General features: G+C 66.9%; 20 protein-coding genes. 7 read left to right on the top strand and 13 right to left on the bottom strand.

Going from position 1 to position 24,490, the window contains the following annotated elements:
* Nucleotides 1–10: 10 nt before the first annotated feature.
* The 6 genes from QXZ94_RS31990 to QXZ94_RS31965 are packed head-to-tail and all read right to left on the bottom strand — an operon-like array spanning nt 11 to nt 5,539.
* Nucleotides 11–1,162 carry an FAD-dependent oxidoreductase gene (locus QXZ94_RS31990; protein WP_315725161.1) on the bottom strand — a complete coding sequence of 384 codons (1,152 nt, stop codon included), beginning with the start codon at nt 1,160–1,162 and terminating at the stop codon, nt 11–13.
* Complete coding sequence (locus QXZ94_RS31985) at nt 1,146–2,540, bottom strand: NAD(P)/FAD-dependent oxidoreductase (protein ID WP_315725160.1); 1,395 nt, start codon at nt 2,538–2,540, stop codon at nt 1,146–1,148. Before QXZ94_RS31985 ends, QXZ94_RS31990 begins: the two co-directional genes overlap by 17 nt.
* Nucleotides 2,533–2,826, bottom strand: a complete 294-nt coding sequence (locus QXZ94_RS31980) for a (2Fe-2S)-binding protein (RefSeq protein WP_315725158.1) — start codon at nt 2,824–2,826, stop codon at nt 2,533–2,535. Before QXZ94_RS31980 ends, QXZ94_RS31985 begins: the two co-directional genes overlap by 8 nt.
* Before the next feature lie 3 nt (nt 2,827–2,829).
* The gene (locus tag QXZ94_RS31975; RefSeq protein ID WP_315725156.1) at nt 2,830–3,624 is read right to left on the bottom strand and encodes an ABC transporter permease; all 795 of its coding nucleotides are present in this window, start codon (nt 3,622–3,624) and stop codon (nt 2,830–2,832) included.
* A gap of 5 nt (nt 3,625–3,629) precedes the next feature.
* Nucleotides 3,630–4,487, bottom strand: a complete 858-nt coding sequence (locus QXZ94_RS31970) for an ABC transporter permease (RefSeq protein WP_315725154.1) — start codon at nt 4,485–4,487, stop codon at nt 3,630–3,632.
* Nucleotides 4,484–5,539 (bottom strand): ABC transporter ATP-binding protein, encoded by a 1,056-nt coding sequence (locus QXZ94_RS31965; protein ID WP_315725152.1) that lies wholly within the window; start codon nt 5,537–5,539, stop codon nt 4,484–4,486. The genes QXZ94_RS31970 and QXZ94_RS31965 overlap by 4 nt, the downstream gene beginning before the upstream one ends.
* A 179-nt stretch (nt 5,540–5,718) precedes the next feature.
* Between QXZ94_RS31965 and QXZ94_RS31960 the strand changes: the two genes are divergently transcribed.
* The gene (locus QXZ94_RS31960; RefSeq protein ID WP_315725150.1) at nt 5,719–6,540 is read left to right on the top strand and encodes an IclR family transcriptional regulator; all 822 of its coding nucleotides are present in this window, start codon (nt 5,719–5,721) and stop codon (nt 6,538–6,540) included.
* 192 nt (nt 6,541–6,732) lie between these two features.
* On the opposite strand, the gene QXZ94_RS31955 is transcribed toward QXZ94_RS31960, so the two are convergent.
* The 6 genes from QXZ94_RS31955 to QXZ94_RS31930 all read right to left on the bottom strand — a co-directional run bounded on the left by QXZ94_RS31955 (nt 6,733) and on the right by QXZ94_RS31930 (nt 13,450).
* On the bottom strand, nt 6,733–7,743 hold the full coding sequence (locus QXZ94_RS31955) for a CobW family GTP-binding protein (RefSeq protein ID WP_315725148.1): 1,011 nt from the start codon (nt 7,741–7,743) through the stop codon (nt 6,733–6,735).
* On the bottom strand, nt 7,740–9,359 hold the full coding sequence (locus tag QXZ94_RS31950; protein ID WP_315725145.1) for an amidohydrolase family protein: 1,620 nt from the start codon (nt 9,357–9,359) through the stop codon (nt 7,740–7,742). Before QXZ94_RS31950 ends, QXZ94_RS31955 begins: the two co-directional genes overlap by 4 nt.
* A gap of 234 nt (nt 9,360–9,593) precedes the next feature.
* The gene (locus tag QXZ94_RS31945) at nt 9,594–10,424 is read right to left on the bottom strand and encodes an ABC transporter permease (RefSeq protein WP_315725143.1); all 831 of its coding nucleotides are present in this window, start codon (nt 10,422–10,424) and stop codon (nt 9,594–9,596) included.
* Nucleotides 10,425–10,505: 81 nt separating this feature from the next.
* Nucleotides 10,506–11,537, bottom strand: a complete 1,032-nt coding sequence (locus QXZ94_RS31940; RefSeq protein ID WP_315725141.1) for a PotD/PotF family extracellular solute-binding protein — start codon at nt 11,535–11,537, stop codon at nt 10,506–10,508.
* 24 nt (nt 11,538–11,561) lie between these two features.
* Nucleotides 11,562–12,626, bottom strand: coding sequence for an ABC transporter ATP-binding protein (locus tag QXZ94_RS31935; protein WP_315725139.1), 1,065 nt, complete (start codon nt 12,624–12,626; stop codon nt 11,562–11,564).
* A complete protein-coding gene (locus QXZ94_RS31930; RefSeq protein ID WP_315725137.1) occupies nt 12,626–13,450 on the bottom strand; it encodes an ABC transporter permease in 825 nt (274 codons plus the stop codon). Before QXZ94_RS31930 ends, QXZ94_RS31935 begins: the two co-directional genes overlap by 1 nt.
* Nucleotides 13,451–14,079: 629 nt before the next feature.
* Here QXZ94_RS31930 and QXZ94_RS31925 point away from each other — a divergent pair.
* The 6 genes from QXZ94_RS31925 (at nt 14,080) to QXZ94_RS31900 (ending at nt 23,228) form a co-directional block, all read left to right on the top strand.
* The gene (locus tag QXZ94_RS31925; RefSeq protein WP_315725135.1) at nt 14,080–14,970 is read left to right on the top strand and encodes an ABC transporter substrate-binding protein; all 891 of its coding nucleotides are present in this window, start codon (nt 14,080–14,082) and stop codon (nt 14,968–14,970) included.
* A gap of 343 nt (nt 14,971–15,313) precedes the next feature.
* Nucleotides 15,314–16,942, top strand: a complete 1,629-nt coding sequence (locus QXZ94_RS31920; protein ID WP_315725133.1) for an amino acid ABC transporter permease/ATP-binding protein — start codon at nt 15,314–15,316, stop codon at nt 16,940–16,942.
* Between the two features lie 220 nt (nt 16,943–17,162).
* Complete coding sequence (locus QXZ94_RS31915; RefSeq protein WP_315725131.1) at nt 17,163–18,404, top strand: acetamidase/formamidase family protein; 1,242 nt, start codon at nt 17,163–17,165, stop codon at nt 18,402–18,404.
* A gap of 184 nt (nt 18,405–18,588) precedes the next feature.
* A complete protein-coding gene (locus QXZ94_RS31910) occupies nt 18,589–20,922 on the top strand; it encodes an acetamidase/formamidase family protein (RefSeq protein WP_315725129.1) in 2,334 nt (777 codons plus the stop codon).
* Nucleotides 20,923–21,117: 195 nt separating this feature from the next.
* Nucleotides 21,118–21,501, top strand: a complete 384-nt coding sequence (locus QXZ94_RS31905) for a RidA family protein (RefSeq protein ID WP_315725127.1) — start codon at nt 21,118–21,120, stop codon at nt 21,499–21,501.
* A 131-nt stretch (nt 21,502–21,632) separates the two neighbouring features.
* The gene (locus tag QXZ94_RS31900) at nt 21,633–23,228 is read left to right on the top strand and encodes a gamma-glutamyltransferase family protein (protein ID WP_315725125.1); all 1,596 of its coding nucleotides are present in this window, start codon (nt 21,633–21,635) and stop codon (nt 23,226–23,228) included.
* Between the two features lie 430 nt (nt 23,229–23,658).
* Here QXZ94_RS31900 and QXZ94_RS31895 read toward each other — a convergent pair whose 3' ends face one another.
* The gene (locus QXZ94_RS31895) at nt 23,659–24,486 is read right to left on the bottom strand and encodes an alpha/beta hydrolase (RefSeq protein ID WP_315725123.1); all 828 of its coding nucleotides are present in this window, start codon (nt 24,484–24,486) and stop codon (nt 23,659–23,661) included.
* Nucleotides 24,487–24,490: the final 4 nt, after the last annotated feature.

Raw genomic sequence — 24,490 nt, 5'->3', positions numbered from 1 at the left:
CGAGGTCTCCTTATCCTGTCGTCGTTGGGTAGGGAGCATCGCCCGGCTGCGATGCGGGTGAGAAACGGGTGACCGCGAAAGCGTCGATCGGAGTCACAGTCCGGCCATCGCGCACCAGTTCGGCGAGGACTTCGCCGACACCCGGCGCGATCTGGAAGCCGGCACCGGAGAAGCCGAAGGCGTGAATGAGTCCCGGCGTCGTGGAGCTCGGCCCAATCACCGGATTGCGATCGGGCATCGTTGCCTCGGTGCCGCTCCAGAACCGGATCGCCTGGGCGTGGCGCAGCGGACCGAACAGCTCGCTCGCGCGCTGCATGATCGTGAGCGCGCCGTCGCTGCGCGGGCGTGAATAGTCGGGATCGGGAAGCGGCGCGGCGCGCTCGCCGCCGACCACGACGTTGCCGCGCGCGACCTGCCGCGCATAGATGCCGCCGCCTTCGATGCCGATGTTGACGCCGAGAAACGGATCGAGCGGCTCGGTCACGATCATCGACGGATAGGTGCGCTCCAGCGGCACCGGCTCGCGGAACGCGGCAGCAAAGTTGTCGGCCCAGGCGCCGGCGCTGTTGATGACCGTGCGCGCCTTGATGGCGACGTCGCCGGCCTCCAGCGCAAAGCCTTCGAACGTCCTGCTGGCGCCGGTAACCTTCGTCCTCTCCAACACCTCTGCGCCGGCCCGGCGGGCCGCTGCGGCAAAGGCCGTTGCGACGAGCCGAGGATTGGCATGACCGTCGCCCGGGCAGAACGAGCCGCCGACGATATCGCCTGCGATGCCGAAGCGCTCGCGCAGCTGATTGTGGCCGATGAGTTCGAGATCGAGCCCGAAGGCTGCGACCTCGGCGGCATAGTGCTCGAGACTTGCCATGTCAGCCGCACTGCGTGCCAGCTTGAGATGGCCCGAGCGCAGGAACTCGCCGTCGATGCCGATCAGCTGTTGCAGTCGCGGCCAGATCGCGTGCGAGCGCTGCGACAGAGGCAACTGCTCCGGCGGCCTGCCCTGGCGGCGCACGCCGCCATAGTTCACGCCGCTCGCCTGCGCGCCGCAAAAGCCCTTGTCGAGCAGCGTGACCGAAAAACCCATGCCGCGCAGCGCCAGCGCCGCAGAGCTGCCGACCAGCCCGCCGCCGATGATCGCGACATCGCAGTCAATGCGCCGGGTCATGCTGCCTCTCATCGACGGACAGGCTCACGGCCAGCGGGATCGGCTTGATCGGCGCCTGCGCGCGGAGCCGGCCGACTGCCCCGATGTCGCGATTTGCTTGCGCCGCCAGCAGCTCGGCGGCAGCTGCGCCGCACATGCGGCCCTGGCAACGGCCCATGCCGATGCGCGTGACCGCCTTGAGCCGGTTCATTTCGGTGAGTGCGAAGTCGTCGATCGCGCGCCGCGCCTCGCCAGCGCTGATGTCCTCGCAACGGCAGAGCAGCGTGTCATCGGCAATGCCGTCGGCCCAATGCGCCGGAAAGGGAAACGCGGCTTCGAGCGCATCGCGCAGGCGATCGATTCTCGCGAGCGTGCGTTCGAGGGCGGCGGCCCGCGCGGCCTCATGCGGCAGGCGACGGTCTTCCAGCAGCGCCAGCGCGGCGCGTTCGCCGGCCGCTTCCGCCGCGTCGGCGCCGGCGATGCGCGCGCCGTCGCCGGCGAGATAGACCCCCGGCACGCTGCTGCGGCCGCTGGGATCGCGCAGCGGCAGATGTGCACGGTCGCGCGGATCGAAGCGGAACGCGCAGCCGGCGAGATCGGCGGCCTGCGTCTCCGAGCGCAGGTTCAAGCCATAGCCCACGCCGTCGCAGGCGATCGCGTGCTCGCGTCCTCCGGCCCGATAGAGGATGCGTGCAACCCGACCCTCGCCTTCGATGCGAAGAGCGCAGACGCCGAGTTGCACGCGCGTGCCGCGCAGCGCCAGCTCCGCCGCCATGCGTATGCCGCGCAGCACGATGTCAGGCGCGAGCGACAACACGCGCAGCAGATTGAGTTTCGCCGACAGCGGCGCGGCGTCGAGCACGGCCGCGACCTCGACGCCGGCCTTCATGTATTGCCAGGCGACGAGATAGAGCAGCGGGCCGGAGCCCGCGAACACCACGCGCCCGCCGATCGCGCAGCCCTGTGCCTTCAGCGCGACCTGCGCGCCGCCGAGCGTGAACACGCCGGGCAAGGTCCAGCCGGGAATCGGCAGCACGCGATCGGTCGCGCCGGTGGCGAGGATCAGGCCGTCGTAGCTCACGCGATGATTGACGCCGTCGCGGAGAATGTCGGCGGCGCCATCGCGCAGATTCCACAACAGGTTGTTCGGCCGGTAGTCGACAGCGTCGCCGAGGGCCGTGAAGTCGCGATGGAGTCGCGCTGCCTTCGCGGCTTCCGAGCCATAGCGCGCGCGGTCATCGCGGCCGTCAGGCGTGAGCGGCTGGCGATAGATCTGGCCGCCGCAAGCGTGGCCCTCGTCGATGACGACCGGCCGCAGACCGCCGGCGGCCAGCGTGATCGCAGCGCGGATGCCGGCCGGGCCGGCGCCGAGGACCAAGGGCGGCGCGCGCTCAGTCATGGCTGCGCCTTCGCTGCGTGACGATGTGCATGCCCTCTGTGAGCGGGGTCGTGCAGGCGCGCAGCCGCTCGCCGCCGGCGAGTTGTACCCAGCAATCCTGACAGGCGCCCATCTGGCAGAAGCCGGCGCGCGGCGCGCCGGAGAACTCGCTGTGACGCAGCCGCTCGCCGTGACACAGCACCGCCGTCAGCACGGTGTCGCCGGCGCGACCTTCGCAGGGCACGCCGTCGAGGGTGAAGAAGATCACCGGGCTGTCGGTACGGACGAGGCGATGCAGCAGCGGCATGTGTCAGCCCTGCCCTACGAGGATCTTGTCGAGGCCGAAGATGCGGTCGAGCAGCAGCATCGTCGCCGCCGTCACCGCAATCATCAGCGCCGACACCGCGGCCATCATCGGGTCGATCGACTCGGTCGCGTACATGTACATGCGCACCGGCAGGGTGACGGTCGCGGGCGAGGTGATGAAGATCGACATCGTGAGCTCGTCGAAGGAGTTGATGAAGGCGAGCAACCAGCCGCCGGTGATGCCGGGCAGGATCATCGGCACGGTGATGCGGCGGAACACGATCCAGCTGGAGGCGCCGAGCGTCACGGCGGCCTGCTCGGCGCTGCGGTCGAGCCCGGAGAGCGCGGCCAGCACGAGGCGCAGCACGTAAGGGGTGACGACGACGATGTGGCCCGCGGTCAGCCAGGCGAGGCTGCCGGTCGCGCCGAGCAGCGCGAACAACCGCAGCAGCGCGACGCCGAGCACGAGATGCGGGATCATCAGCGGCGACAGGAACAGCGCGTTCAGCGCCGCACGGCCGCGGAACTCGTAGCGGTCGAGCGCGAGGCCGGCGGTGACCGCGAGCACCACCGCGATCGTCGCCGCTATTGCTGCCACCCACAGGCTGTTGAGGAAGGAGGCGACGAAGTCGGGATGTTCGAACACGGCGCTGAACCAGCGCAGCGAAAATTGCGTCGTCGGCAAGGTCAGCGTGTTGGCGGGCGTGAACGCGACGAGGCAGATCACGATGAGCGGCGCCAGCACGAAGCCGACGACGAGCGTGTGAAACAGCAATGCGATCGGACCGTTGCGGTGCATGCTGATCACCCCAACGTCCGTCGCGCGCGGGCTTCGACCACGCGTTGATAGGCCAGCATGATGACGAGGTTGATGACCAGCACCAGGATCGCGATCGCCGCGCCGAGCGGCCAGTTCAGCTCATGCATGTATTCGTCATAGACCAGGGTCGCCGCCATCTTCAGCCGGCGGCCGCCGAGCAGCGCGGGGATCGCGAAGGCCGAGGCCGAGAGGCCGAACACGACGAGGCTGCCGGACAACAGCCCCATCGTCACCTGCGGCAGCACCACGCGGCGCAGCGCGGTGAGGCGCGAGGCGCCGAGCGTCCAGGCGGCGGCTTCCACCATCGGGTCGAGCTTCTGCAGCGAGGTCCACACCGGGATCACCATGAACGGCAGCATCACGTGGACCAGCGCGATCACGATCGCGGTCTCGGTGTAGAGGATCTTGATCGTGCCCAGGCCGAGCGCGCGGAACGCCTCGTTGACCAAGCCGGTGGGCCCGAGCAGCATGCTCCAGCCGAAGGCGCGCACCACGACCGAGACCAAGAGCGGGCCGATGATCGCGAGCAGGAAGATCGAGCGCCAGGGCTCGCGCATGCGCGACAGGATGTAGGCCTCGGGCGCGCCGATGACGGCGCAGATCAAGGTCGTCAGCGCGGCGAGCCGCAGCGTGCGCCAGAAGATGTTGAGGAAGTAGCTATCGGAGAGGATCGTCGCGTAGTGCGAGAGCGTCGTCTCATCCTTCACGCCGCTCGCCGTGTCGTAGACGTGGAACGAGAGGATCAAGGTGAGCGCCAGCGGCACGAGCACGAGCGCCGTGAACAGCAGCGCGCCGGGCGCGGCCAACAGCCAGGGCGTCGTGGCGGCGCGCGCGTTGCTCATGCCAACTTCGCTCCCTCGTGCTCGAGGGCCTTGGCGCTGGCACTGCTCCAAACGAGCCCGACGGCATCGCCCTCTCGGGCCGGCTCCTCACCGGCATTCGGCACCGACACGCCGACGAGTCCGGCCGGCGTCTCCACGGTGAAGAACCAGGCGCTGCCGAGAAAGAAGCGCGCCTTGACGCGGCCGTCGAGCACGCCGGCGCCCGGCGAGGTCAGCATGATCTTCTCCGGCCGGATCGTCAGCACGGCGGCAGCGCCCTCGACGAGACCGGCGCCGTCGCACGGCAGCAGGCGGCCGCCGGCCTCGACACCGCCGATACGCCACACGCCGGGCAGCCGGTTCATCTTGCCGACGAAGGAGGAGATGAAGGGCGTCGCCGGACGCTCATACAACCGGTATGGCGCGTCGACCTGCATGATGCGGCCCTGCTCCATCACCACGACGCGGTCGCTCATCGACAGCGCCTCGCTTTGGTCGTGCGTGACCATGATGGTGGTGGTGCCGACCCGCTGCTGGATGCCGCGCAGTTCGAACTGCATCTCCTCGCGCAGCTTGGCATCGAGATTGGACAAGGGCTCGTCGAGCAGCAGCACCGGCGGATCGATCACCAGCGCACGCGCCACGGCGACGCGCTGACGCTGCCCGCCGGAGAGCTGGCGCGGGTAGCGGTCGGCGAGCGCTGCGAGCTGCACCAGCGCCAGCGCCTGCTTGACGCGCGCCTCGCGCTCGGCCCTGGCGACCTTGCGCATCTCCAGGCCGAAGGAGACATTCTGCGCCACCGTCATGTGCGGAAACAGCGCGTAGCTCTGGAAGACGATGCCGAGGCCGCGCCGGTCGGGCTTCTCATGCGTGATGTCGCGGCCGTCGAGCGTAATGCGCCCTGCGCTCGGTTCGACGAGGCCGGCGATCATCTGGAGGGTGGTGGTCTTGCCGCAGCCGGAGGGACCAAGCAGCGAGATGAACTCGCCCTTGGCGACGCTGAGATTGACGTCGCTGACCGCAGCGGCCTCGCCATAGCGCTTCGTCAGACCGTCGAGCGTCAGGAAACCCATGCGTCCTCGCGCGGGAAGCTCCCTGGGCCATCACCAGGGATTGCCGCCCTGGGGCTCTTTCATGCCGGGGAGCGGCCGGGAGGGTCAATCAGGAATTCCGGCATCCTGAATTTATCTTTTCATAATTCTGATATATGAAATATTATCTCACGATGAGGCCACTCAATTCTTCGGACGACATGACCACAGTCGACACGGAGTCCGCCTCCAGCCTTCGTCGCGCCCTGAAGCTGCTGCGCATCCTCAGCCAGGGCGACCCGGAGGGGCTACGGCTGAAGGACATCGCCGAGGCCGCCGGCTGCAGTCAGCCGACCGCGCATCGCATGCTGCAGGATCTCGCCGCGGAGGGCTTCGCCGAGCAGGCTGCCGGCAAGCGCTATCGGCTCGCGCTCGACTTCTACGTGCTCGCCGCCCGCGCCGGGCAGGCCAGCGGATTGCGCGACGCGGCGCGGCCGGCGCTGCTGCGGCTGTCCGCGACCTTGAGCGACACGATCTTCCTGCTGGTGCGCAACGGCTTCGATGCGGTGTGCCTGGATCGCGTCGAGGGGCCGTTCCCGATCCGCTCCTTCACCGGCGACATCGGCGGCAAGGTGCCGCTCGGCCTCGGCCAGGGCAGCCTCGCCATTCTCGCCAATTTGCCGGAGGACGAGCAGGAGGCGGTGATCCGCTTCAACATCCCGCGCCTGCTCGACCGCGGCTTCCTCGACGAGGCCTCGCTGCGCAGCGCGCTGGCGCAGGCCCGCGTGCAGGGCTGGGTCAACACCAGCACCGGCCTCATTCCCGGCATGGCCGGCGTCGGCGTCCCCGTGCTCGACGCGCAGGGCCGCGCCGTCGCGGCGCTCAGCGTGGGGACCTTGGCGGAGCGGCTGAATGCGGAGCGGCTGCCGCATGTCGTGAGGATCCTGCAAAGCGAGGCGCAAGCGCTCGCAGAGAAGCTCAACCCGTTCGATGTGGCGCTGCGCTATCCCTCGCGGAGCCTGAGCACGATCGGTGGCAGTTGATTGCTTTACACAACTGCCACCGTCATTCCGGGGCAAGGCCGCAGGCCTTGAACCCGGAATCCCGAGCTTGGCTTGCGTTCGCTTTCAACCACCTCGGGATTCCGGGTTCAATCGCGCACACGCGAGCGCGTGTGCACGATTGCCCCGGAATGACGGCGGGTGGCTCGGGGCGGTGCGGCTGTGACCAGCCGTTCAGGTCACCCACTCCGCGCGAATGCCACGTGGCGCGTTTCTGCTCTCGGGCTCGCGCCAGGAGAACGTGAACAACCCCTTCGGCTCGACCTGCTCCAGTTCGGCGCGGTCGATGTCGCGCGCGATCACGACGATGAAGGGCGCTGGCGGATTGTCGGCCCTCAATTGCCGTGGCGGCGAGAACATCGTGCCGACGCTTTCGACCAGCAGCGGCCGCGGCGCCTCGGGCACCTTCACGAGGCCCTTGATCCGCAGCAGGCGTTCACCGAGACGGCCGGCGACATTGTCGAGCCAACCGGCGAGATCGGCGTAGGCCATCTCGCCGCGCGGACGGATGAGACAGAGTGCGAGACGCGGATGCGCGGCGGCCAGAGCGGGCGCGAGTTCGCGCAGTGGCGGTGCTGATGACAACGGCGCGAACGCCGCCGCTACGATGGCAGCGCGATTCCCATCGGCGATGGCCTCGGCGACCGGATTGAGCTGGGCGATCGCAAGTGGCGCATCGGCGAGCGCCTCGGGCGCGAGATCCGCCTTGGTCGCGACGATGCGGTGCGCCGCGGCCCATTGCGCAGCGGCTTCCTCGAAGGTCGCGACGTCCAGGCCGCGGGTGAGATCATAGGTCGCGACGACGGCGACGCGCATGCGGTGCTCGGCCAGGGTCGCGAGCTGGCGCAGCACCGGGCCGGGCATCGACAGCCCGGACGTTTCCAGGATGATCCTACGCAACGGCGGCAGCCCATCCGGCCGCGGCGCCATGATCAGGCGGTCGATGGTGAAAGCGAGATCGCTGCCGATCTGGCAGCAGACGCAGCCGTTCGACAGCATCGCCATCGGCACATCGTCACCACTCTCGCGCAACAGCACGCCGTCGAGCCCGACCTCGCCGGCCTCGTTGACGATGACAGCCGTATCCGTCGCGGTCTCCGCGCTGAGCACGTCGCGCAGCAGCGTCGTCTTGCCGGAGCCGAGGAAGCCGGTGAGGACGAAGAAGTCGATTGTCGGGGCGCTCATGGCGCCGCGGCGTCCTTGTCTTTATCCCTAGCGGCGTATTTCTCCGGCACGTCGCTCTCCCAGCTGGCCTTCACCAGCTCGCGCACGTCGGCCAGCAGCTCCTCGGTGTCGTAGATGATGCCGTCCTTGATGGTGTATTTCAGGCCGCGATGCCACTCGACCGCGTTGGTGGCGTCGTTGAAGCGCATCGCGCCGGTGCCGTAGAGCAGCTTGAAGTCGGTCAGCGGATTGTGGTCGTGCACCAGCAGGTCGGCGCGCATGCCGACGTCGACGGTGCCGATCTCGTTTTCGAGCCCGCACAGCGCGGCGCCTTGCGAGGTCGCCGAGCGGAGCACTTCGAGCGGATGGAAGCCGGCCTCCTGCAGCAGCTCGAGCTCACGGACATAGCCGAAGCCGAAGATCTGGTAGATGAAGCCGGAATCCGAGCCGGTGCAGACGCGGCCGCCGCGGTTCTTGTACTCGTTGATGAACGCCATCCAGAGCCGGTAGTTCTCCTTCCACTCGATCTCGTTCTGGGTCGACCAGCGATACCAGTACGAGCCGTGGCCGCCGCGCTGCGGCGTGAAGTAGTCCCACATCGACTTCCAGGTGTACTCCTTGTGCCAATAGGCCTGCCGCGCCCGCATCAGATCGCGGTTGGCGTCGTAGATCGTGAAGGTCGGCACGAAGGTGAAGCCGATCTCCAGGAACTGCTCCAGTACCTCGTTCCACTTGGCGGAGCCCGGCTCGGCGCCCTGCCTGAACATCTGGCCCGAGACCGAGAAGCGGAAATATTCATCGGTGTAGTTGTAGTCGAGCGGGAAGTTCTGGATGACCCGGTCCTCGAACAGCGCCTCCGGCAGGCCGTAATAGTGCTCGGCGCTGGTCAGGCCCCATTTCGCCGTGGTCAGCGCGTTCATGCGCGACACCGCCATCTGGGCGTGATGGCAGCCGGTGCGCAGGCCGATCTGCTTGCACTCGTCGAGCGCTGCTTCCATGATCGCCGGCGGCGCGCCGAAGAACTTGATGCCGTCGGCGCCACGCTGCTTCACCGCGCGCAGCCACTCCCGTCCCTGCTCCGGCGTGTAGATCGTCTTGACCATGTCGTTGACGGCCGGGAAATAGGCGTAGGCGAGCAGCCGCGGCGCGGCGATCGTGTTGTTCTCGGCGCGCTGCTTCTGGTCGAGCATCCAGGACAGGCCGTTCATCGAGCCCATCTCGCGCACCGTGGTGACGCCATGCGCGAGCCAGAGCTTGTAGACGTAGTCGACCGGCGGCACCCAGCCATTGGCGGAGTGATAGGCGACGCCGGCATGGGCATGGCAGTCGACGAAGCCCGGCGTCACCCATTTGCCGCGACAGTCGATCTCGTGATCGGCGGGCTCGCCGGAATTGCCGGCATAGCCGTAGCCGACGACCTTCTTGATGCTGACGATGCGACCGTTCTCGACGATGATATCAACGGGGCCGATCGGCGGCGCGCCTGTGCCGTCGATCACGGTGGCGCTGCGCAGCGCCAGCCGCTTGAACGGCCCGATGCCGCGATCCCGCGTCGTCGCCTTCGGCACGATCGGCGCCGCGCCCTTGTTCCGGATGAAGGCGAGCTCATCGCCGGGCAGTGTGGCTTGGTCGGTCATGCCGTTTCTATCCTTGTTATACCGAACTACCAGCGAAGGAGACGGTGCGCTCCCTCTCCCCGTCCTTCACGGGGAGAGGGTTGGGGTGAGGGGCAGCCGCGCGGGAAGTGTTCGCGGTGAGACCTGTACCCCCTCACCCGGATGGCATCTGGCGATGCCATCCGACCTCTCCCCGCAAGCGGGGCGAGGTTGCACCGCGTCCGCGGCGAGGCCTTCGCCCACTCATTTCGCACCTCATCCCGCCCTGTACTTCCGCGCGAACGCCACGCTGCCGAACACGGTGAACGCCATGGTCACCGCGAGCAGCATGAAGGCGAGCGCGGCGCCCATTGGCCAGTTGTTGCCGCGCACGAACTGGTCGTACACCGCGGGCGCCATCATCTTGAATCGTGGGCCGCCGAGAAGCACCGCCGTTGCATAGGTGTTCATGCACAAAACGAACACCAGGATCGAGCCGGCGGCGACGCCGGGGCCGGACAGCGGCAGGATCACCCGCCAGAACACGCGCGCGCCGGACGCGCCGAGATTGGCGGCGGCGTATTCGAGATCGCGCGGAATGCTCTCGATCACGGCCGACAGCGTCAGGATCATGTAGGGCAGCACGACCGCGATGATCCCGATGATGACCGCCTTGGTCGTGTACATGATTTCCAGCGGCGCCGAGATCAGGCCGAGCTTCAGCAGGCCCGTGTTGACGAGGCCGTCGCGCGCGAACAGCGCCATCCATCCGGCCGAGCGCACGACGTTGCCGACCAGAAGCGGAAACAAGGTCGCGATCACGACCAGGCTCTTCCAGCGGCTCTCCATGCGCCCCAGCCAATAGGCCGCCGGAAACGCCAGGATCAGGGTCAGCAGCGTGCACAGCAGCGCGATGCCGAGCGTGGCCAGGATGATCTGCTGGTAGTACGGATCGGTCGCGGCCTTGATATAGTTGTCCGGCGACAGCGCCTGCATCATCAGCTGGGTCGGGCTGAACTGGTTGAGCGAGATCCGGAACATCAGGATCATCGGCCCGATCAGCAGCGCCAGGACCAAGAGACAGGCAGGGACGACCAGCAGCGCCATCGCGCGAGCTCCGATTGCGAAAGTATCGGCTGTTCAGCCGCGACTCCTGCGGCGAAGCCGCAGGAGCGCATTGTCCAAGGCTCAGGCCTTGAACTCCTTGTTCCAGAAGTCGAGCGTGCGCTGCGAGCGCCCGGCGGCATAGGCATAGTCCGGCTTCAGCAGCCGCGCGCGCTCCGCCTCGGTGAGGCTGACCTGCTTGGCGAGATCCTCCGGCAGCGGCGCGTCGGTGACGGTCGGGACATAGCCCATCTTGTCGGCGAAGCCGCCTTGCGCCTTGGCGTCGAGCATCGCGTCGAGATAGGCGAAGCCGCCGGCCTTGTTCTTGGCGTTCTTCGGCACCGAGGCCTGGAACACGATCGCCGGCGTCCCCTCCTTCGGCACGACATGGGCGAGCGGAATGCCGGACTTCTTCCACATGAAGCCGCGGGCGAGCCACATCGTGGTCAGCCATACCTCCTCCGACTTCAGCGCCGCCGCCAGGGCCTCGTTAGACGGATAGATCTTCACGTCGAGCGAGCGCCATTCCATCAGCTTCTTTTCGGCCGGATCGAGATTGCTGACGCCGCCGCCGCCGGCGAGCGCCGCCGCCAGCGTGTTGTTGGGATAGAGGATGTCGGCGAGGCCGATCTTGCCGCGCCACTTCGGATCCCAGAGATCGGCGAAGGATTGCGGCGGCGTCTTCACCTGGTTGGTGTTGTAGAGGATGACCTGGGCCGAATAGATGTGCGGGATCGCGATCTCGCTTCTCAGCTCGGGGAAGACCTTGTCGAGCCGCTTCACCTGCGCCGCGTCGACCTTCTCGAACACGTCCGACTGCGACACGATGTAGGCATCGTTGTCGGACAGGCAGGCGACATCCATCGAGCCGCGGCGGCTCTGCCGCTCGGCGAGCAGCTTGGTCTTGCGCGGGTCGGCGTTGCCGACGTCCTGCACGATCTCGAAGCCCTTCGGCGTCATGATCGGCTTGTCGATGATATCCGAGAGCAGCTGACCATAGTCGCCGCCCCAGGTGCCGACCACGACCTGCCCGCCCTCGGCGCGAGCCGTCGGCATGCCGGAGGCCAGCGCGGCGACACCGGCGCTGGCGGAGAGAAAATGACGTCGCGAAATCATGGGAGAACCTCTCGCTTGGGATGATCAGGACGATGTTTGCGGCACCAGCCGCGGGGCCTTGCGGTCCCACTGCAAAGACACCGGATCGTTGGTTTTGAGCGATGCCAGCGGCTCGCCGGCGTCGGGTGTCGGCCGGACGGCGACCAGCGTCTCGTCACCGAGAGCCACGACGTATTCGGTCTGCGCGCCCATATAGGTGATCGCCTGGACGCGGCCGTGCACCTCGCCGGAGTCGCCGGGCACGATATCAATCCGTTCCGGGCGCAGCGCGAAGGCGTCGGCATCGTCGCGCTCGCAATTGACGACATCGACCGGAAGCAGCAACCCGCCGCTGGTGCGAAACTGACTAGCACTCGCGCGCCGGCCCGCCAGGATGTTGCAGCGGCCGACGAAGTCGGCGACGAACGCATCGACCGGCGAATCATAAAGCTCTTGCGGCGTGCCGATCTGGCGGACGCGGCCGCCCTCCATGACGACGAGACGGTCGGCCATGGTCAGCGCCTCCTCGCGGTCATGCGTCACCATCAGCGTGGTCAGGCCGAGCCGCTGCTGCAGCGCGCGGATCTCCAGCCGCACCTCGGCGCGCAGCTTGGCGTCGAGATTGGACAGGGGCTCGTCGAGCAGGAAGATGCGCGGATTGATCACCAGCGCGCGCGCCAGCGCGACGCGCTGCTGCTGGCCGCCGGACAATTGCCGCGGCAGCCGGTCGGCGAGATGCGACAGCCGCACCAGCTTGAGCGCCTCTTCGATCCTGGTCTTGCGCTCCGCCGCGTTGAGGCCGCGCATCTCCAGGCCGAAGCCGACATTGTCGGCCGCGCTCATGTGCGGAAACAGCGCGTAGGACTGGAACACCATGCCGGTGGAGCGCTTGTAGGCCGGCAGATCAGTGACGTCCTCGCGGTCGAACAGCACGCGGCCGCTGGTCGGCGGCAGGAAGCCGGCGACCATGCGCAACGTCGTGGTCTTGCCGCAGCCGGAGGGCCCGAGCAGCGCAACCAGTTCGCCCTGGTTGACCGAGAGATCGAGGCCCTCGACGCCGATCGACGTGCCGAAGCGCTTGGTGAGCTTCTCGAGAGTGAGCTGCGCCATCACACCACCCGCGACAATTTGACGAAGCGGTCGGTGATCACCATCAGCAGGCCGACCAGCGCGATCTGGACGGTGGCGACGGCGGCGAGCGTCGGATCGATGCGGAATTCGAGATAGTTCAGCATGGCGACAGGGAGCGTGATCCGTCCGGGGCCGACCAGCAGCATCGACAAATCGAGATTTTCAAAGCTTTGAATGAAGGAGAACATCGCGGCCGCGACGATGCCCGAGCGCATCATCGGCAGCGTGATGCGGCGGAACACGGTAAACGGACTGGCGCCGAGATTCGCGGCGGCCTCCTCGGCGGCACGGTCGAGGCCTTGCAGGCTGGCGACGACGAGACGCACGGTCCACGGGATCGCGAGCAGCGTATGCGCGGCGACTAGGCCTTCCGTGGTCGCCTTGATGTCGCGGTCGAGCAGATCCTCGGCCAGCACGTAAAACATGTAGAGGCCGGAACCGGCGACCACACCGGGCACCGCGAGCGGCGCCAGCAGGAACGATGACAGCGCCTGCCGCCCGCGGAATTCGCCGCGCACGATGGCGAGCGCCGCGGCGGTGCCGAGCGGCACGCCGATCGCGGTGGCGAGCAGCGCCACCTGAAAGCTCGTCATCAGGCCGCGCAAAAATTCCGGCTTGCTCAGCGCGTTCGCGTACCACTTCAACGACAGCCCTGACGGCGGGAAACTGACGATCTCCTGCGCGAAGAAGCTGGTCATCACGATCATGACGACCGGCGCGAAGATGATGGCGTAGGCGACGACGATCAGTGTCCGCACTGCGAATGGACCGAAAGACAGTTGTCCCGTAAAACGGAACAGCATTGCAGACACCTCAACAAACAAAGGGCAGGTTGTGCGGCGGCATCGTAGTCGCCAGCTCCGCTGTCGCCAAGCCCGCGAGGGGACTTATCGCAATGCACATGTGCATGGGCGAGCCGCCATGCGGTGCCACGATCCTAACGCGTGAAACTCTGGCCGCTCCATCTCGGCGCTAGACTTAGAACCGGTTGTTTCCCTGTCGAGGTCTCGTCAGCCTCACCGTGGTCATGCTCCGCGAAAGCGGGCATCCAGTACTCCGCGGAAGAAGAGATTCACCGAGGCGTCACGGCGTACTGGATCGTCCGCCTTCGCGGACGAAGACAGCCGGAGTACCATGATCAACGTGCCAGGACGTCGGAAACGGCCGTCTCGCGAGGCAAACAATTTCTGATTATCGTCATTTTTCATGACGGCGCGGGAGATCGCCCCCGAGCAGCGCCCACTCCGCAGCGGCGTCGTTTTGGGCAACGCGTGCTCAATTCTTGTACCGGCGCGATCCAATATTTCGTGCGCCCACGGACAAGTCATCAGAGCAGGCGCGCACCTAAGCTTGCCTTCGAGCTTGGACCGGGGCGACGGCACCAATGCACCGCCGGACCAGCGCGACACCATCGTTCGAAGGAGCTGGCAACATGCAGACGAGGCTATTCACTGGGGCGCGGCGTGCGTGGCTTGCCGCGCTCGGCGCCATCATGGCGGCAACACTGCTCGCACCCATCGATGCGAGCGCGGCGACACCGGCGGGCTGCGCGGCACTGAAGGAGAAATACCCGGACTGGAAGGGCAAGACGCTCGTCAACGCCATCAATCCGCACACCCCGGGCTACGAGTCGATCGACCCGAAGGACCCGAGCAAATATGTCGGTTTCGACATCGACCTCGGCGAAGCGATCGGCGACTGCCTGGGCTTCAAGCTGACCTATAAGGCCGTGACCTTCGCTGCGCTGCTGACGACCTTGGCGAGCGGTCAGGCCGACATCGTGATCTCCGACATCTACGCCACCAAGGAGCGCGCCAAGGCCGCCGACTTCATCACCTATTCCAAGGTGTTCGACGGCGTGCTGGTCGCCAAGGGCAATCCGAAGGGCATCAACGGCATCAACCTGTCGATGTGCGGCGCGGCCGCGGCCGAGAACACCGGCTATGTCGAGGTGCCGCTGATCCAGGATCTCGCGCCGAAATGCAAGGAAGCCGGCAAACCTGAGCCGACGATCCAGCTCTACGACAACAACGCCAACTGCATCCAGGCGATCCTGGCGGGCCGTGCCGACACCTATGTCAACGACGTCAACACGGTCGACCAGGCGGTGAAGGCCTATCCTGACAAGCTGGAAAAGGCGATCGCGGTCACCATCCCCTATTCGGTCGGCATCGCCGTGCCGAAGGACAAGCCGAAGTTCCGCGACGCCGTGATGGCCGCGCTGATCGAGGTGCAAAAGGAAGGCATCCACCAGGAGCTGCTGAAGAAGTGGCAGCTCGATCCGGCCAACTTCAAGGAGCCGGACATTCTCACGGCGGACTAATAGGCGTCTCCTGAGAGCAAGACTGCGTCGACACGCGGCGGTGCGTTCCCTCTCCCCGTCCTTCACGGGGTCGCGACGAGCTTCGCTCGCGCTGAGAGGGTTGGGGTGAGGGGCACGCACCCACCGACCGTGCGGAAGCCCCCTCACCCGGATTGCATCTGACGATGCAATCCGACCTCTCCCCGCAAGCGGGGCGAGGTGAGCACCGGCGACGCCGCACGAAGTGAGCCACATTCGTACGGTGGGCAAAGCGAAGCGTGCCCACCGTCTTACTTCCGCAGCACCGCGGTGGGCACGGCGCCTCACGCCTTTGTCCACCCTACGCACCTCCCGGGTCGACCAAATGTCCCTCTTCCTGCACTATCTCAGCATGCCGTACCTGCTGCAGGGCATCGAGCTGACCCTGCAGGTCACCGCGCTCGGACTGATCGGCGGACTCATCCTCGGCCTCGTCCTCGCCGCGATGCAGCTCAGCCGGTTCTGGCTGCTGGCGGCGATCGCGCGCGGCTACACCGTGATCTTTCGCGGCACGCCGCTGATCCTGCAGATGGTGTTCGCCTACGACGCGCTGCCGCATATCGGCATCAAGCTGCCGGCGGTGCTGGCGGCCGGCCTCGCGCTCGCCTGCAACGAGGCGCCGTTCATTGCCGAAATGCTGCGCTCCGGCGTGCTTGGCGTCGATCGCGGCCAGTTGCTCGCCGGCCAGGCGCTCGGCATGACGCCATCCGTGCTGATGCGCCGGATCATCGCGCCCCAGGCGATCCGCACCATGATCCCCGCCTTCGGCAACGAGGCGGTGAGCGCGCTGAAGAATTCCTCGCTCGCGTCCGTCATCGCCGTGCAGGAGCTGACCTTGCGTTCGACGCAGCTGGCGTCCTCCACCTTCGACTTCTTCTCGATCTTCTTCGCCTCCGGCCTGCTCTATCTCGTCCTGACCGGCGCGATCAGCGTCATCCAGCTGGCGCTGGAGTGGCTGCTCGATCTCGATCGCACGACGAAGCAGCGCAAGCTGGCGGACTATCTTCCCTGGCGCCGCGTCGATCTCGCGACCAAGCTGGAGCTAGCGGAAAAGGCCGCTCCCGTCATCGAGGCCGCTCCGCCCGAACCCGCCGAATTGAAAGAGACGCCGCCACTGGCGCTGTCGATCGAAGACCGCGCCCGGCGCGCCGCCACCATCGCCCGCAACAATATCGCGGTCGAGGTGAAAGACCTGCGCAAGGCCTATGACGGCAACAAGGTCCTCGACGGCCTCGATCTCACCGTGCGCATCGGCGAAGTGATCGCGCTGCTCGGGCCCTCCGGCTCCGGCAAGAGCACCCTGCTCCGCTGCATCAATCATCTCGAGAACTGGGACTCTGGCGAGATCCGCGTCGGCGGCCGCAAGCTCGGCTTCGACGACAAGGGACGCAAGCTGTCGCCGCGTGCGATCGCCAATGAGCGCGCCAATGTCGGGGTCGGCATGGTGTTCCAGCAGTTCAACCTGTTCGGCCATCTGACCGCGAAGGAGAACGTCGCAGGGCCCTTGCGCTGGGTGCACGGCATGGGCCGCTTCGAGGCCGAGCGCCGCGCGGCCGAGCTGCTGGAGCGCGTCGGCCTGTCGCATCGGGCCGATGCGCTGCCGCGGCATCTCTCCGGCGGCCAGCAGCAGCGCGTCGCGATCGCCCGTGCGCTGGCGCCGAACCCAAGCGTGCTGCTGCTGGACGAGCCGACCTCGGCGCTCGATCCCGAGCTGGTCGGAGAGGTGCTGGAGGTGATCCGCCGGCTCGCCATCGACGATGGCCTCACCATGATCATCTCGACGCACCAGATCCGATTTGCGGACGAGGTCGCCGACCGCGTCGCCTTCCTCAACGGTGGCGTCATCCTCGAACAGGGACCGGCACACGAGGTGCTGACCAACCCGCGCCATCCGCTGACCGCGCGCTTTCTCTCGGTGATGGATGCCGAGCGGCCGAAGGACGCGGTGGCATGATCGCGACGTTCGGAGCGGCAGCTCGCTCGTGGCCATCCTTCGAGACGCCCGCCTGCGGCGGGCTCCTCAGGATGAGGCCCGAGGGTGAGGCGCACTTACTCCCTCTCCTCATGGTGAGGAGGCGCGCAGCGCCGTTGCGAACCATGAGGCCCGACCTGCACCGTTCATGGCGCTTGCCGAACTTTCACCTTCCTCGATCTCCGAGCAAAGAGGCCCTCGCATGAAACACCATCTGCTGCCGGTGTCCAACAAGACCGTCCATTGGGGGTACTTCTCCAAGGTGGTCACGCCGGCACTCACCTTGCGCTCCGGCGACCGCGCCACGATCGAAACGTTGACGCATCACGCCAACGATGACTACGAGCGCATGATCAAGGACGATCCCGGCGCCGAGAGCGTGTTCAAATGGACCAGGGAACATAAAGCGGTTGCGCGACGCGGCTCCGGCCCGACCGAGGGCCCGTTCATCCGCGGCTCCGGCGAGGGCATCGGCGTGCATCTGCTCACCGGCCCGGTCGCGATCGAGGGCGCCGAGCCCGGCGACGTGCTGGAGGTGCGCATCCTCGACATCCGGCCGCGGCCGAGCCAATGCGGCTGCCATGCTGGCAAATGCTTCGGCTCCAACGCCGCCGCCAATTGGGGCTTCCACTACCACGACCTGATCGAGGAACCGAAGCCGCGCGAGGTCGTCACCATCTTCGAGCTGGACACCTCGGGCGAGCCGTTCGCCAAGGCGGTCTACAACTACGTCTGGACGCCGCAGACCGACCCCGACGGCATCGTACATCCGACCATCGACTATCCCGGCGTGCCGGTCGACCATGCGACGATCAAGAAGCGCGAGAACATCCTGCCCAACGTGAGGGTGCCGGCGCGGCTGCATTTCGGCACCATGGGTCTGGCACCGTCCGAGGCCGACTACGTCTCCTCGATTCCGCCGAGCTACACCGGCGGCAACATCGACGACTGGCGCATCGGCAAGGGCGCGCGGATGTATTATCCCGTCGCCGTGCCCGGCGCCTATTTCTCGGTCGGCGACCCCCATGCCGCGCAGGGCGACAGCGAGCTCGGCGGCACCGCGATCGAGACCTCGCTGACCGGGGACTTCGAGTTCATCCTGCACAAGAAGAACGATCTCGGCGGCACCTCGCTCGAAGGCCTCACCCATCCCCTGCTGGAGACCAGTGATGCCTGGTCGGTCTACGGCTTCACCTATCCGAACTACCTCGCCGAGCTCGGCGCCAACGCGCAGACCGAGATCGCCAACCACTCCAGCCTCGACCGCGCCATGCGCGACGCCTTCCGCAAGCTACGGCGATTCCTGATGACGGTGCATCATCTAAGTGAGGACGAGGCGATCTCGCTGCTGTCCGTCGGCGCCGATTTCGGCGTCACCCAGGTCGTCGACGCCAATTGGGGCGTGCATGGCACGATCAGGAAGAACGTGTTCCGGTGTGATTGATGTCGCTGCGGGCCCCCTCCCCTAGCCCCAGCCCGCAAGGGAGAGGGGAACGCGCCATTCGTGTTCCAGCGGCATCGAAGATCGCGAGCTTTGGAGCAGCGCCCTGAGCAGCATTATTCCACTACGGACCGTCAAAGCCGTCTGGCACGGGGGTTGCTTCGAATTCCCAGACCCGGGGCGTGCCATGAGTTTCCGTCCGTTCACCAGCGAATCCTATGCGAGGGACGAGCGCCCCGAGGCGTGGCGCGATGTCCTGAACGCGGTCGGGCTGCAGCCGGCTGCGAAGGCTCCGTTCTACGACGGCCACGCGACGGCGTCGCACCGCCATGCGCCGGGCATCGCGCTGTCACGGCTGGCGGCAGGCGCGCAGATCGTGGCGGCGGTGCCGCAGGCGCATGAGGATCTCCCGATCGCGCTGCTGGCGATCGAGGACGGCGCCGTGCTCCGCAGCGGCGACAGCCATCGCATCGTGCCATCGGGGTGCCTGCTGCTGTTGCCGCGCGGCGGCGACTGGAGCATCGCGTTCCAGCGCGATCTGCGCGCGATCGTGCTGTCGGTCACCTCGGACGCGCTGCACGGCCGGATCAGCGGCAGACTGAAGCTTGCAAGACCCGAGGTGATCGCGCCGAACGGACTCGCCGACGTGGTCTGCCGCACCATCGAGGCCACCGCACGCGCGCTTGAGACCCTGAGCGATGCGGAATGGAGCACGGTGGTGCAGAGCCTCGCCGATCTCGTGCTGACGCTCGCGCATCAGCAGGCCGCGCCGACCTCCGAGGCTGGCAGCAGCGCGACGCAGGCGGCGATCCTGCACCGGATCTGCCAGACCATCGAGCGCCGGCTGGACGATGCCGAGCTGACGCCGGCTCGCGTCGCCCAGGCGGAAGGCATCTCAGAGCGCTACCTGCAGAAGCTGTTCGAGAGCGCCGGCGACAATTTCAGTCATTACGTGAGGGAACGGCGGCTGCAGCGTGCCTGGGCGGATCTCTCCAATCCGGCCGAGGCCACCCACTCGATCTCCGAGATCGCCTACCGCTACGGCTTTGGCGATTCGGCGCATTTCAGCCGCAGCTTCCGCGCCCGCTTCGGCCTGTCGCCGCGCGAGTTCCGGCAGCAGAAGGCCGAGCAGGCGGTGATTTCGGCGGCGCCGCGCGGCCAGCGCGGCTGGCCGCAGGACGCGCTGGCGCAGCAGCGGGCCTCACCGTCACCCGCCTCGTCCAGGAGCGAGATCGCGCTGCCGGCGCCGGCCAACGACCTAGACGCACAACGGCATCACCATCATCTCGCGGTGTCGGCCGAGCGCGTGCATTGGGGCTATTTCAGCCGCTCGCTGCCGCCGCAACTGGAGATCGCCTCCGGCGACACGATCACCATCGAAACGCTGACGCAGCACGCCTCGGACGATCCGGAGCTGATGATATCAGGCGATGCCGGCGCGCAGAGCGTGTTCGGCTGGACCGGGGCGAAGAAGAACGTCGACCGCCGCGGCGCCGGACCGATGGACGCCAGCGTGTTCGGCCGTGGCGCCGGCGAGGGCTTCGGCGTGCACATCTGCACCGGCCCCGTGACGATCAAGGACGCCCAGCCGGGCGACGTGCTCGAGGTGCGCATCCTCGACATCGTGCCGCGGCGAAGCCGCAGCCGTGGGCATGAAGGCCGCGTGTTCGGCTCCAGCGTGGCGGCATGGTGGGGCTATCACTACAACGAGCTGATCGCGCCGCCCGCGCCGCGCGAGGCCGTGACGATCTATGAGATCTTCGCCGACGATCCCGAGCCGCATGCGCGTGCGCTGTATTCCTATCGCTGGGAGCCGCAGACCGATCCGGCCGGCATCGTCCACGCCACCTACGACTATCCCGGCGTGCCGGTGGCGCCCGGCAGCGTCAAGCGCCGCCATGGCGTGCTCGACAACATCCGCATTCCCCTGCGGCCGCATTTCGGTGTCATCGCCGTGGCGCCGCGCGAAGTCGACTTCGTCGATTCGATTCCGCCATCCTATTTCGGCGGCAATCTCGATAATTGGCGGCTCGGCAAGGGTGCGACCGTGTACCTGCCGGTTGCCGTCCCCGGCGCGCTGCTGTCCGTCGGCGATCCCCACGCCACGCAAGGCGACGGCGAGCTCGGCGGCACCGCGATCGAGTGCTCGATGACCGGCACCTTCCAGGTCATCCTGCACAAGAAGAGCCATCTCGCCGGACAACCCTTTGCGGATCTCAGCTATCCGCTGATCGAGACTGAAACCGATTGGGTGCTGACCGGCTTCAGCCATCCGAACTATCTCGCCGAGTTCGGCGCGCAGGGCCAGAGCGAAGTCTACAACACATCCTCGCTCGACCTCGCGATGAAGGACGCGTTCCGGAAGATGCGGCGCTTCCTGATGCACGTCAAAGGCCTCAGCGAGGACGAGGCGATCGCGTTGATGTCGGCCGCCGTGGACTTCGGCGTCACGCAAGTGGTCGACGGCAATTGGGGCGTGCACGCGATCCTGAGCAAGCGGCTGTTCGAGGCTGAACGCTGAGGTTCATTGCGCCCCAACTGGATCCCAGATCTCCGTCATTGCGAGCGAAGCAATCCAGGGCGTCACGCGCGACTCTGGATTGCTTCGTCGCGGAGCCTGTCATCGGGCCGCGCTTTGCGCGGACCCGTTGGCTCCTCGCAATGACGACCGGAAGTGTGATTTCTAGCTAGCCCCGCACAAGAAGGACCCCTCACCATGCAGTTCCACATGATCTCCGGCGCCACGCGGCCCGTGGCACCGTTCAGTCACGCGGTGGAGACCGACGGCTTCGTGTTCGTCACCGGCCAGATGCCGGATTCGCCGGAGGCGCCGGGCGTGCTGCCGGAGGGCATCGTGGAGCAGACGAAGGCGGTGATGAAGAACTTGAAGTACATCATCCGAAGCCTCAACCTCGGCCTCGAACATATTGTGATGTCTCGGATTTACCTGACCGAATTCAAGCGGGATTACGCGGCAATGAATGAAACCTACCGTTCATTCTTCCCCGTAGACCGGCTGCCGGCCCGCACCTGCGTCGGCGTCACCGGCCTTGCCTATGACGCGCTGATCGAGATCGATCTGGTCTGTCGACGACCGTAGTTCCGAAAGGTAAATTTCTCCTCAACGCCGGTCATTCGATGTGAGCTGAGGAGGCAGGCGCTGTTGCCGATTGTGCGGCGGCGCCAGCCGGTGTCAATTCGCCGACGAATGAGGCGGATCGAGGGAGTGTCATGCCGAACCAGTTTTCCAATCGCCACGAGATTCGCAAGCCGGCGGTCAGCAGCAAGGGGGGCATCGTCGCCGCGCAGTCGCGCCGCGCGGCCGAAATCGGCGCCGAGGTGCTGGCGGCTGGCGGCGACTGCATCGATGCGGTGGTCGCAACCGGCTTTGCGCTCGGCGTGCTCGAGCCGTGGATGAGCGGGCTCGGCGGCGGCGGCGCCATGGTGCTGTATCGCGCCAGGCAGAATAGCGTCGAGGTGATCGACTACGGCATGCGCGCGCCGGACAGCTTGCGCGTCGAAGACTATCCGCTGGCGAATGACGGCAGCGTCGCCGCCGACATCTTCCCCTGGCCCCGTGTCAAGGACGACCGCAATTTGCATGGCCCCGGCGCGATCGCCGTGCCCGGCATCGTCGCCGGCATGGAGGCGGCGCATCGCCGCTACGCAAGGCTGCCGTGGCAGGACCTGGTCACGCCGAGCGTGAAGCTCGCAGCCGAAGGCCTGCTGGTCGACTGGTGGACGACCGTGATGATCTCCAGCTGCGCGGCCGACCTCCGCCGCTATCCCGGCAGCGCTGCGGCCTATCTGAAGGATGGCCTGCCACCGAATCCGCAATGGGGCGCCAAGGCGGTGACGCGGCTGCCGCAGGAGCAACTGAAGGCGACCTTGGCGCATCTCGCGCACGCCGGCGCGCGCGACTTCTATCAGGGCGACATCGCCCGCTCGCTCACCCGTGACATCCAGGCCGCCGGCGGCGCGCTTTCGGTGGAGGATCTCGCCGCCTTCGAGGCCCATCTTCGTGAGCCGCTCGCTATCCCATATCGCGGCGGCACCGTGTTCGCCACGCCGGAGCTGACCGCCGGCCCGACGCTGGCACACGCCTTGCGGCTGATGCAGGCCAGCGTGACGGCCTCCGGGAAGACCCCGGATGCGGGCGCGTTCATCGCCTATGCCGAAGCGGTGCAATCGGCCTATCGCGAACGCCTCAACGACATGGGCGACGCCGCAGGAAAGCGCGCGCTCGGCGCCGAATATCTCGCGCCCGCCTGCACCACGCATTATTCGGTGGTCGACCGCGACGGCAACATGGCCGCGGTGACCCAGACCCTGCTGTCGGGCTTCGGCTCGAAGTTCCAGGCACCGCAGAGCGGCATCATGATGAACAACGGCATCATGTGGTTCGATCCGACCCCCGGCACGACCAACTCGCTCGCCCCGGGCAAGCGCTGCCTCACCAACTACACGCCAGTCGTGGCGCAGACCGCCGATGGCAGACGCCTTGCGCTGGGCGCCTCCGGCGGCCGCCGGATCCTGCCGGCCGTGGCGCAGATGCTGTCCTTCGTGATGGATTACGGCATGGATCTCGACGCTGCGATCCATCAGCCTCGCATCGACGCCAGCGAAGGCGACGTGGTCGGCGCCGACACGCGACTGTCCGCCGACGTGATGGACGCACTCACTGCGAAATTCGAGACCGTGCCGGCGCCGGTGCAGACGATGCCGATGAAGTTCGCCTGTCCCAGCATCGTGCTGCGCGAGGGCGACATCAACAGCGGCGCGACGGAGATTTTCCACGCCTGGGGAGATGCGGTCGCGGAGGGGTAACTCACGGCCGAGCTCTCCTCTGGATGGCAGTGCGCTCCCTCGATCATCAGGTTCGCAACAGACTGCATCCTCAGCACCGCAGCTCAATACAGCGCCCTCGCCCCTTGTCGGAGAGGGCGTCGCCGGCCGGCCCGCAATCTCATTCGGGTGAGGGGTATCTCTCGGCAAGCGACGCTCGCGGAAACGAATCCCCTCACCCAAGTGAGTTGGTTGCACCGATCTCCATGCCCTCTCCGACAAGGGGCGAGGGCACAATCATCGGCACCGCGCCCTCGGCGCGATGTGGCTGTAACCGCTGGGCCTGACATTGGTGATCATGCTTGCGGCAGCCTTCATCTTCCCATCCCTGCGGAATCCGATCTCTCCCAGCAAAGCGTGGGGAGAGATTGCACCGATCGGGCCGTGTGGTCTCGTAAGATGGGCTGTCTTGTTAGTTAGCCACCAACGCCTCGACCAGTCCGCTCTCCGCGTCAGCCAGATCATCGATCACGTCGAAATGGTGCCGGTCCGGCGCCTCGACATAGGCCGTGGATGCGCCGAGTCCCGTCCAGATATTGGCGAGCAGCTGGGCCTGGCGGCGGAATTCGTTGCGCTCGGCGCCGCCGACCCAGGCGGTGACACGGGCGTCTGCAACCGGTGCAAGCAGCGCCGGACTTTCCTTCAAGGCCGTGGCGTCATCGATGTGCAGCGTGTCGTTCATCGCGGTCCGCTGCAGAGGGCGCAGATCATGCAGGCCGGAGATCGACACCACGCTGCCGATGCGGGCCTGCCGGTCTGCCGGCAGCGGGGCGCCGCTGCAGATCATGCGGCTGACAAGATGGCCGCCGGCGGAATGGCCGGTCAGCGCCACCGGGCCGTCAACCTCGTCCATCGCCTTTGCGATCGCCTGCGCGACGTCGACCGAGATGTCGGCAATCCCGACCTCGGGACACAGCCGATAGGACGGCATCGCCACCGCATGACCGCGCGCAATGGCGCCTTGCGCCAGATGCGACCAGAAGCTCTTGTCGAGCCGCATCCAGTAGCCGCCATGCACGAACACGACGAGGCCCTTCGGCGTGCTCTCGGGGAGAAACAAATCGAGGCGCTGACGCGCGTGTCCACCATAGGCGATGTCGAGCTTGGCACGGCCCTGCCCCGCCATGTCGGCACGGTACGCTTCTGCCGGCGGGACCCACAGACCGGGCCAGCGCTCGCCGCCGGGGATGTTCGGACCGTTGGCATAGGCGTTATCCCAGTCCTTGACGGCATAGAGCATGAAG

It is taken from the genome of Bradyrhizobium sp. SZCCHNS2022 (assembly GCF_032377575.1).
Taxonomy (GTDB): Bacteria; Pseudomonadota; Alphaproteobacteria; order Rhizobiales; family Xanthobacteraceae; genus Bradyrhizobium; species Bradyrhizobium aeschynomenes.
This window is presented reverse-complemented; position numbering and strand designations above follow the sequence as displayed.

Excerpts from the sequence above, each read along its gene's own strand:
- QXZ94_RS31990 (WP_315725161.1), bottom strand. The coding sequence starts at position 1,162 with ATGACCCGGCGCATTGACTGCGATGTCGCGATCATCGGCGGCGGGCTG.
- QXZ94_RS31985 (WP_315725160.1), bottom strand. The coding sequence starts at position 2,540 with ATGACTGAGCGCGCGCCGCCCTTGGTCCTCGGCGCCGGCCCGGCCGGC.
- QXZ94_RS31980 (WP_315725158.1), bottom strand. The coding sequence starts at position 2,826 with ATGCCGCTGCTGCATCGCCTCGTCCGTACCGACAGCCCGGTGATCTTC.
- QXZ94_RS31975 (WP_315725156.1), bottom strand. The coding sequence starts at position 3,624 with ATGCACCGCAACGGTCCGATCGCATTGCTGTTTCACACGCTCGTCGTC.
- QXZ94_RS31970 (WP_315725154.1), bottom strand. The coding sequence starts at position 4,487 with ATGAGCAACGCGCGCGCCGCCACGACGCCCTGGCTGTTGGCCGCGCCC.
- QXZ94_RS31965 (WP_315725152.1), bottom strand. The coding sequence starts at position 5,539 with ATGGGTTTCCTGACGCTCGACGGTCTGACGAAGCGCTATGGCGAGGCC.
- QXZ94_RS31960 (WP_315725150.1), top strand. The coding sequence starts at position 5,719 with ATGACCACAGTCGACACGGAGTCCGCCTCCAGCCTTCGTCGCGCCCTG.
- QXZ94_RS31955 (WP_315725148.1), bottom strand. The coding sequence starts at position 7,743 with ATGAGCGCCCCGACAATCGACTTCTTCGTCCTCACCGGCTTCCTCGGC.
- QXZ94_RS31950 (WP_315725145.1), bottom strand. The coding sequence starts at position 9,359 with ATGACCGACCAAGCCACACTGCCCGGCGATGAGCTCGCCTTCATCCGG.
- QXZ94_RS31945 (WP_315725143.1), bottom strand. The coding sequence starts at position 10,424 with ATGGCGCTGCTGGTCGTCCCTGCCTGTCTCTTGGTCCTGGCGCTGCTG.
- QXZ94_RS31940 (WP_315725141.1), bottom strand. The coding sequence starts at position 11,537 with ATGATTTCGCGACGTCATTTTCTCTCCGCCAGCGCCGGTGTCGCCGCG.
- QXZ94_RS31935 (WP_315725139.1), bottom strand. The coding sequence starts at position 12,626 with ATGGCGCAGCTCACTCTCGAGAAGCTCACCAAGCGCTTCGGCACGTCG.
- QXZ94_RS31930 (WP_315725137.1), bottom strand. The coding sequence starts at position 13,450 with ATGCTGTTCCGTTTTACGGGACAACTGTCTTTCGGTCCATTCGCAGTG.
- QXZ94_RS31925 (WP_315725135.1), top strand. The coding sequence starts at position 14,080 with ATGCAGACGAGGCTATTCACTGGGGCGCGGCGTGCGTGGCTTGCCGCG.
- QXZ94_RS31920 (WP_315725133.1), top strand. The coding sequence starts at position 15,314 with ATGTCCCTCTTCCTGCACTATCTCAGCATGCCGTACCTGCTGCAGGGC.
- QXZ94_RS31915 (WP_315725131.1), top strand. The coding sequence starts at position 17,163 with ATGAAACACCATCTGCTGCCGGTGTCCAACAAGACCGTCCATTGGGGG.
- QXZ94_RS31910 (WP_315725129.1), top strand. The coding sequence starts at position 18,589 with ATGAGTTTCCGTCCGTTCACCAGCGAATCCTATGCGAGGGACGAGCGC.
- QXZ94_RS31905 (WP_315725127.1), top strand. The coding sequence starts at position 21,118 with ATGCAGTTCCACATGATCTCCGGCGCCACGCGGCCCGTGGCACCGTTC.
- QXZ94_RS31900 (WP_315725125.1), top strand. The coding sequence starts at position 21,633 with ATGCCGAACCAGTTTTCCAATCGCCACGAGATTCGCAAGCCGGCGGTC.
- QXZ94_RS31895 (WP_315725123.1), bottom strand. The coding sequence starts at position 24,486 with ATGCTCTATGCCGTCAAGGACTGGGATAACGCCTATGCCAACGGTCCG.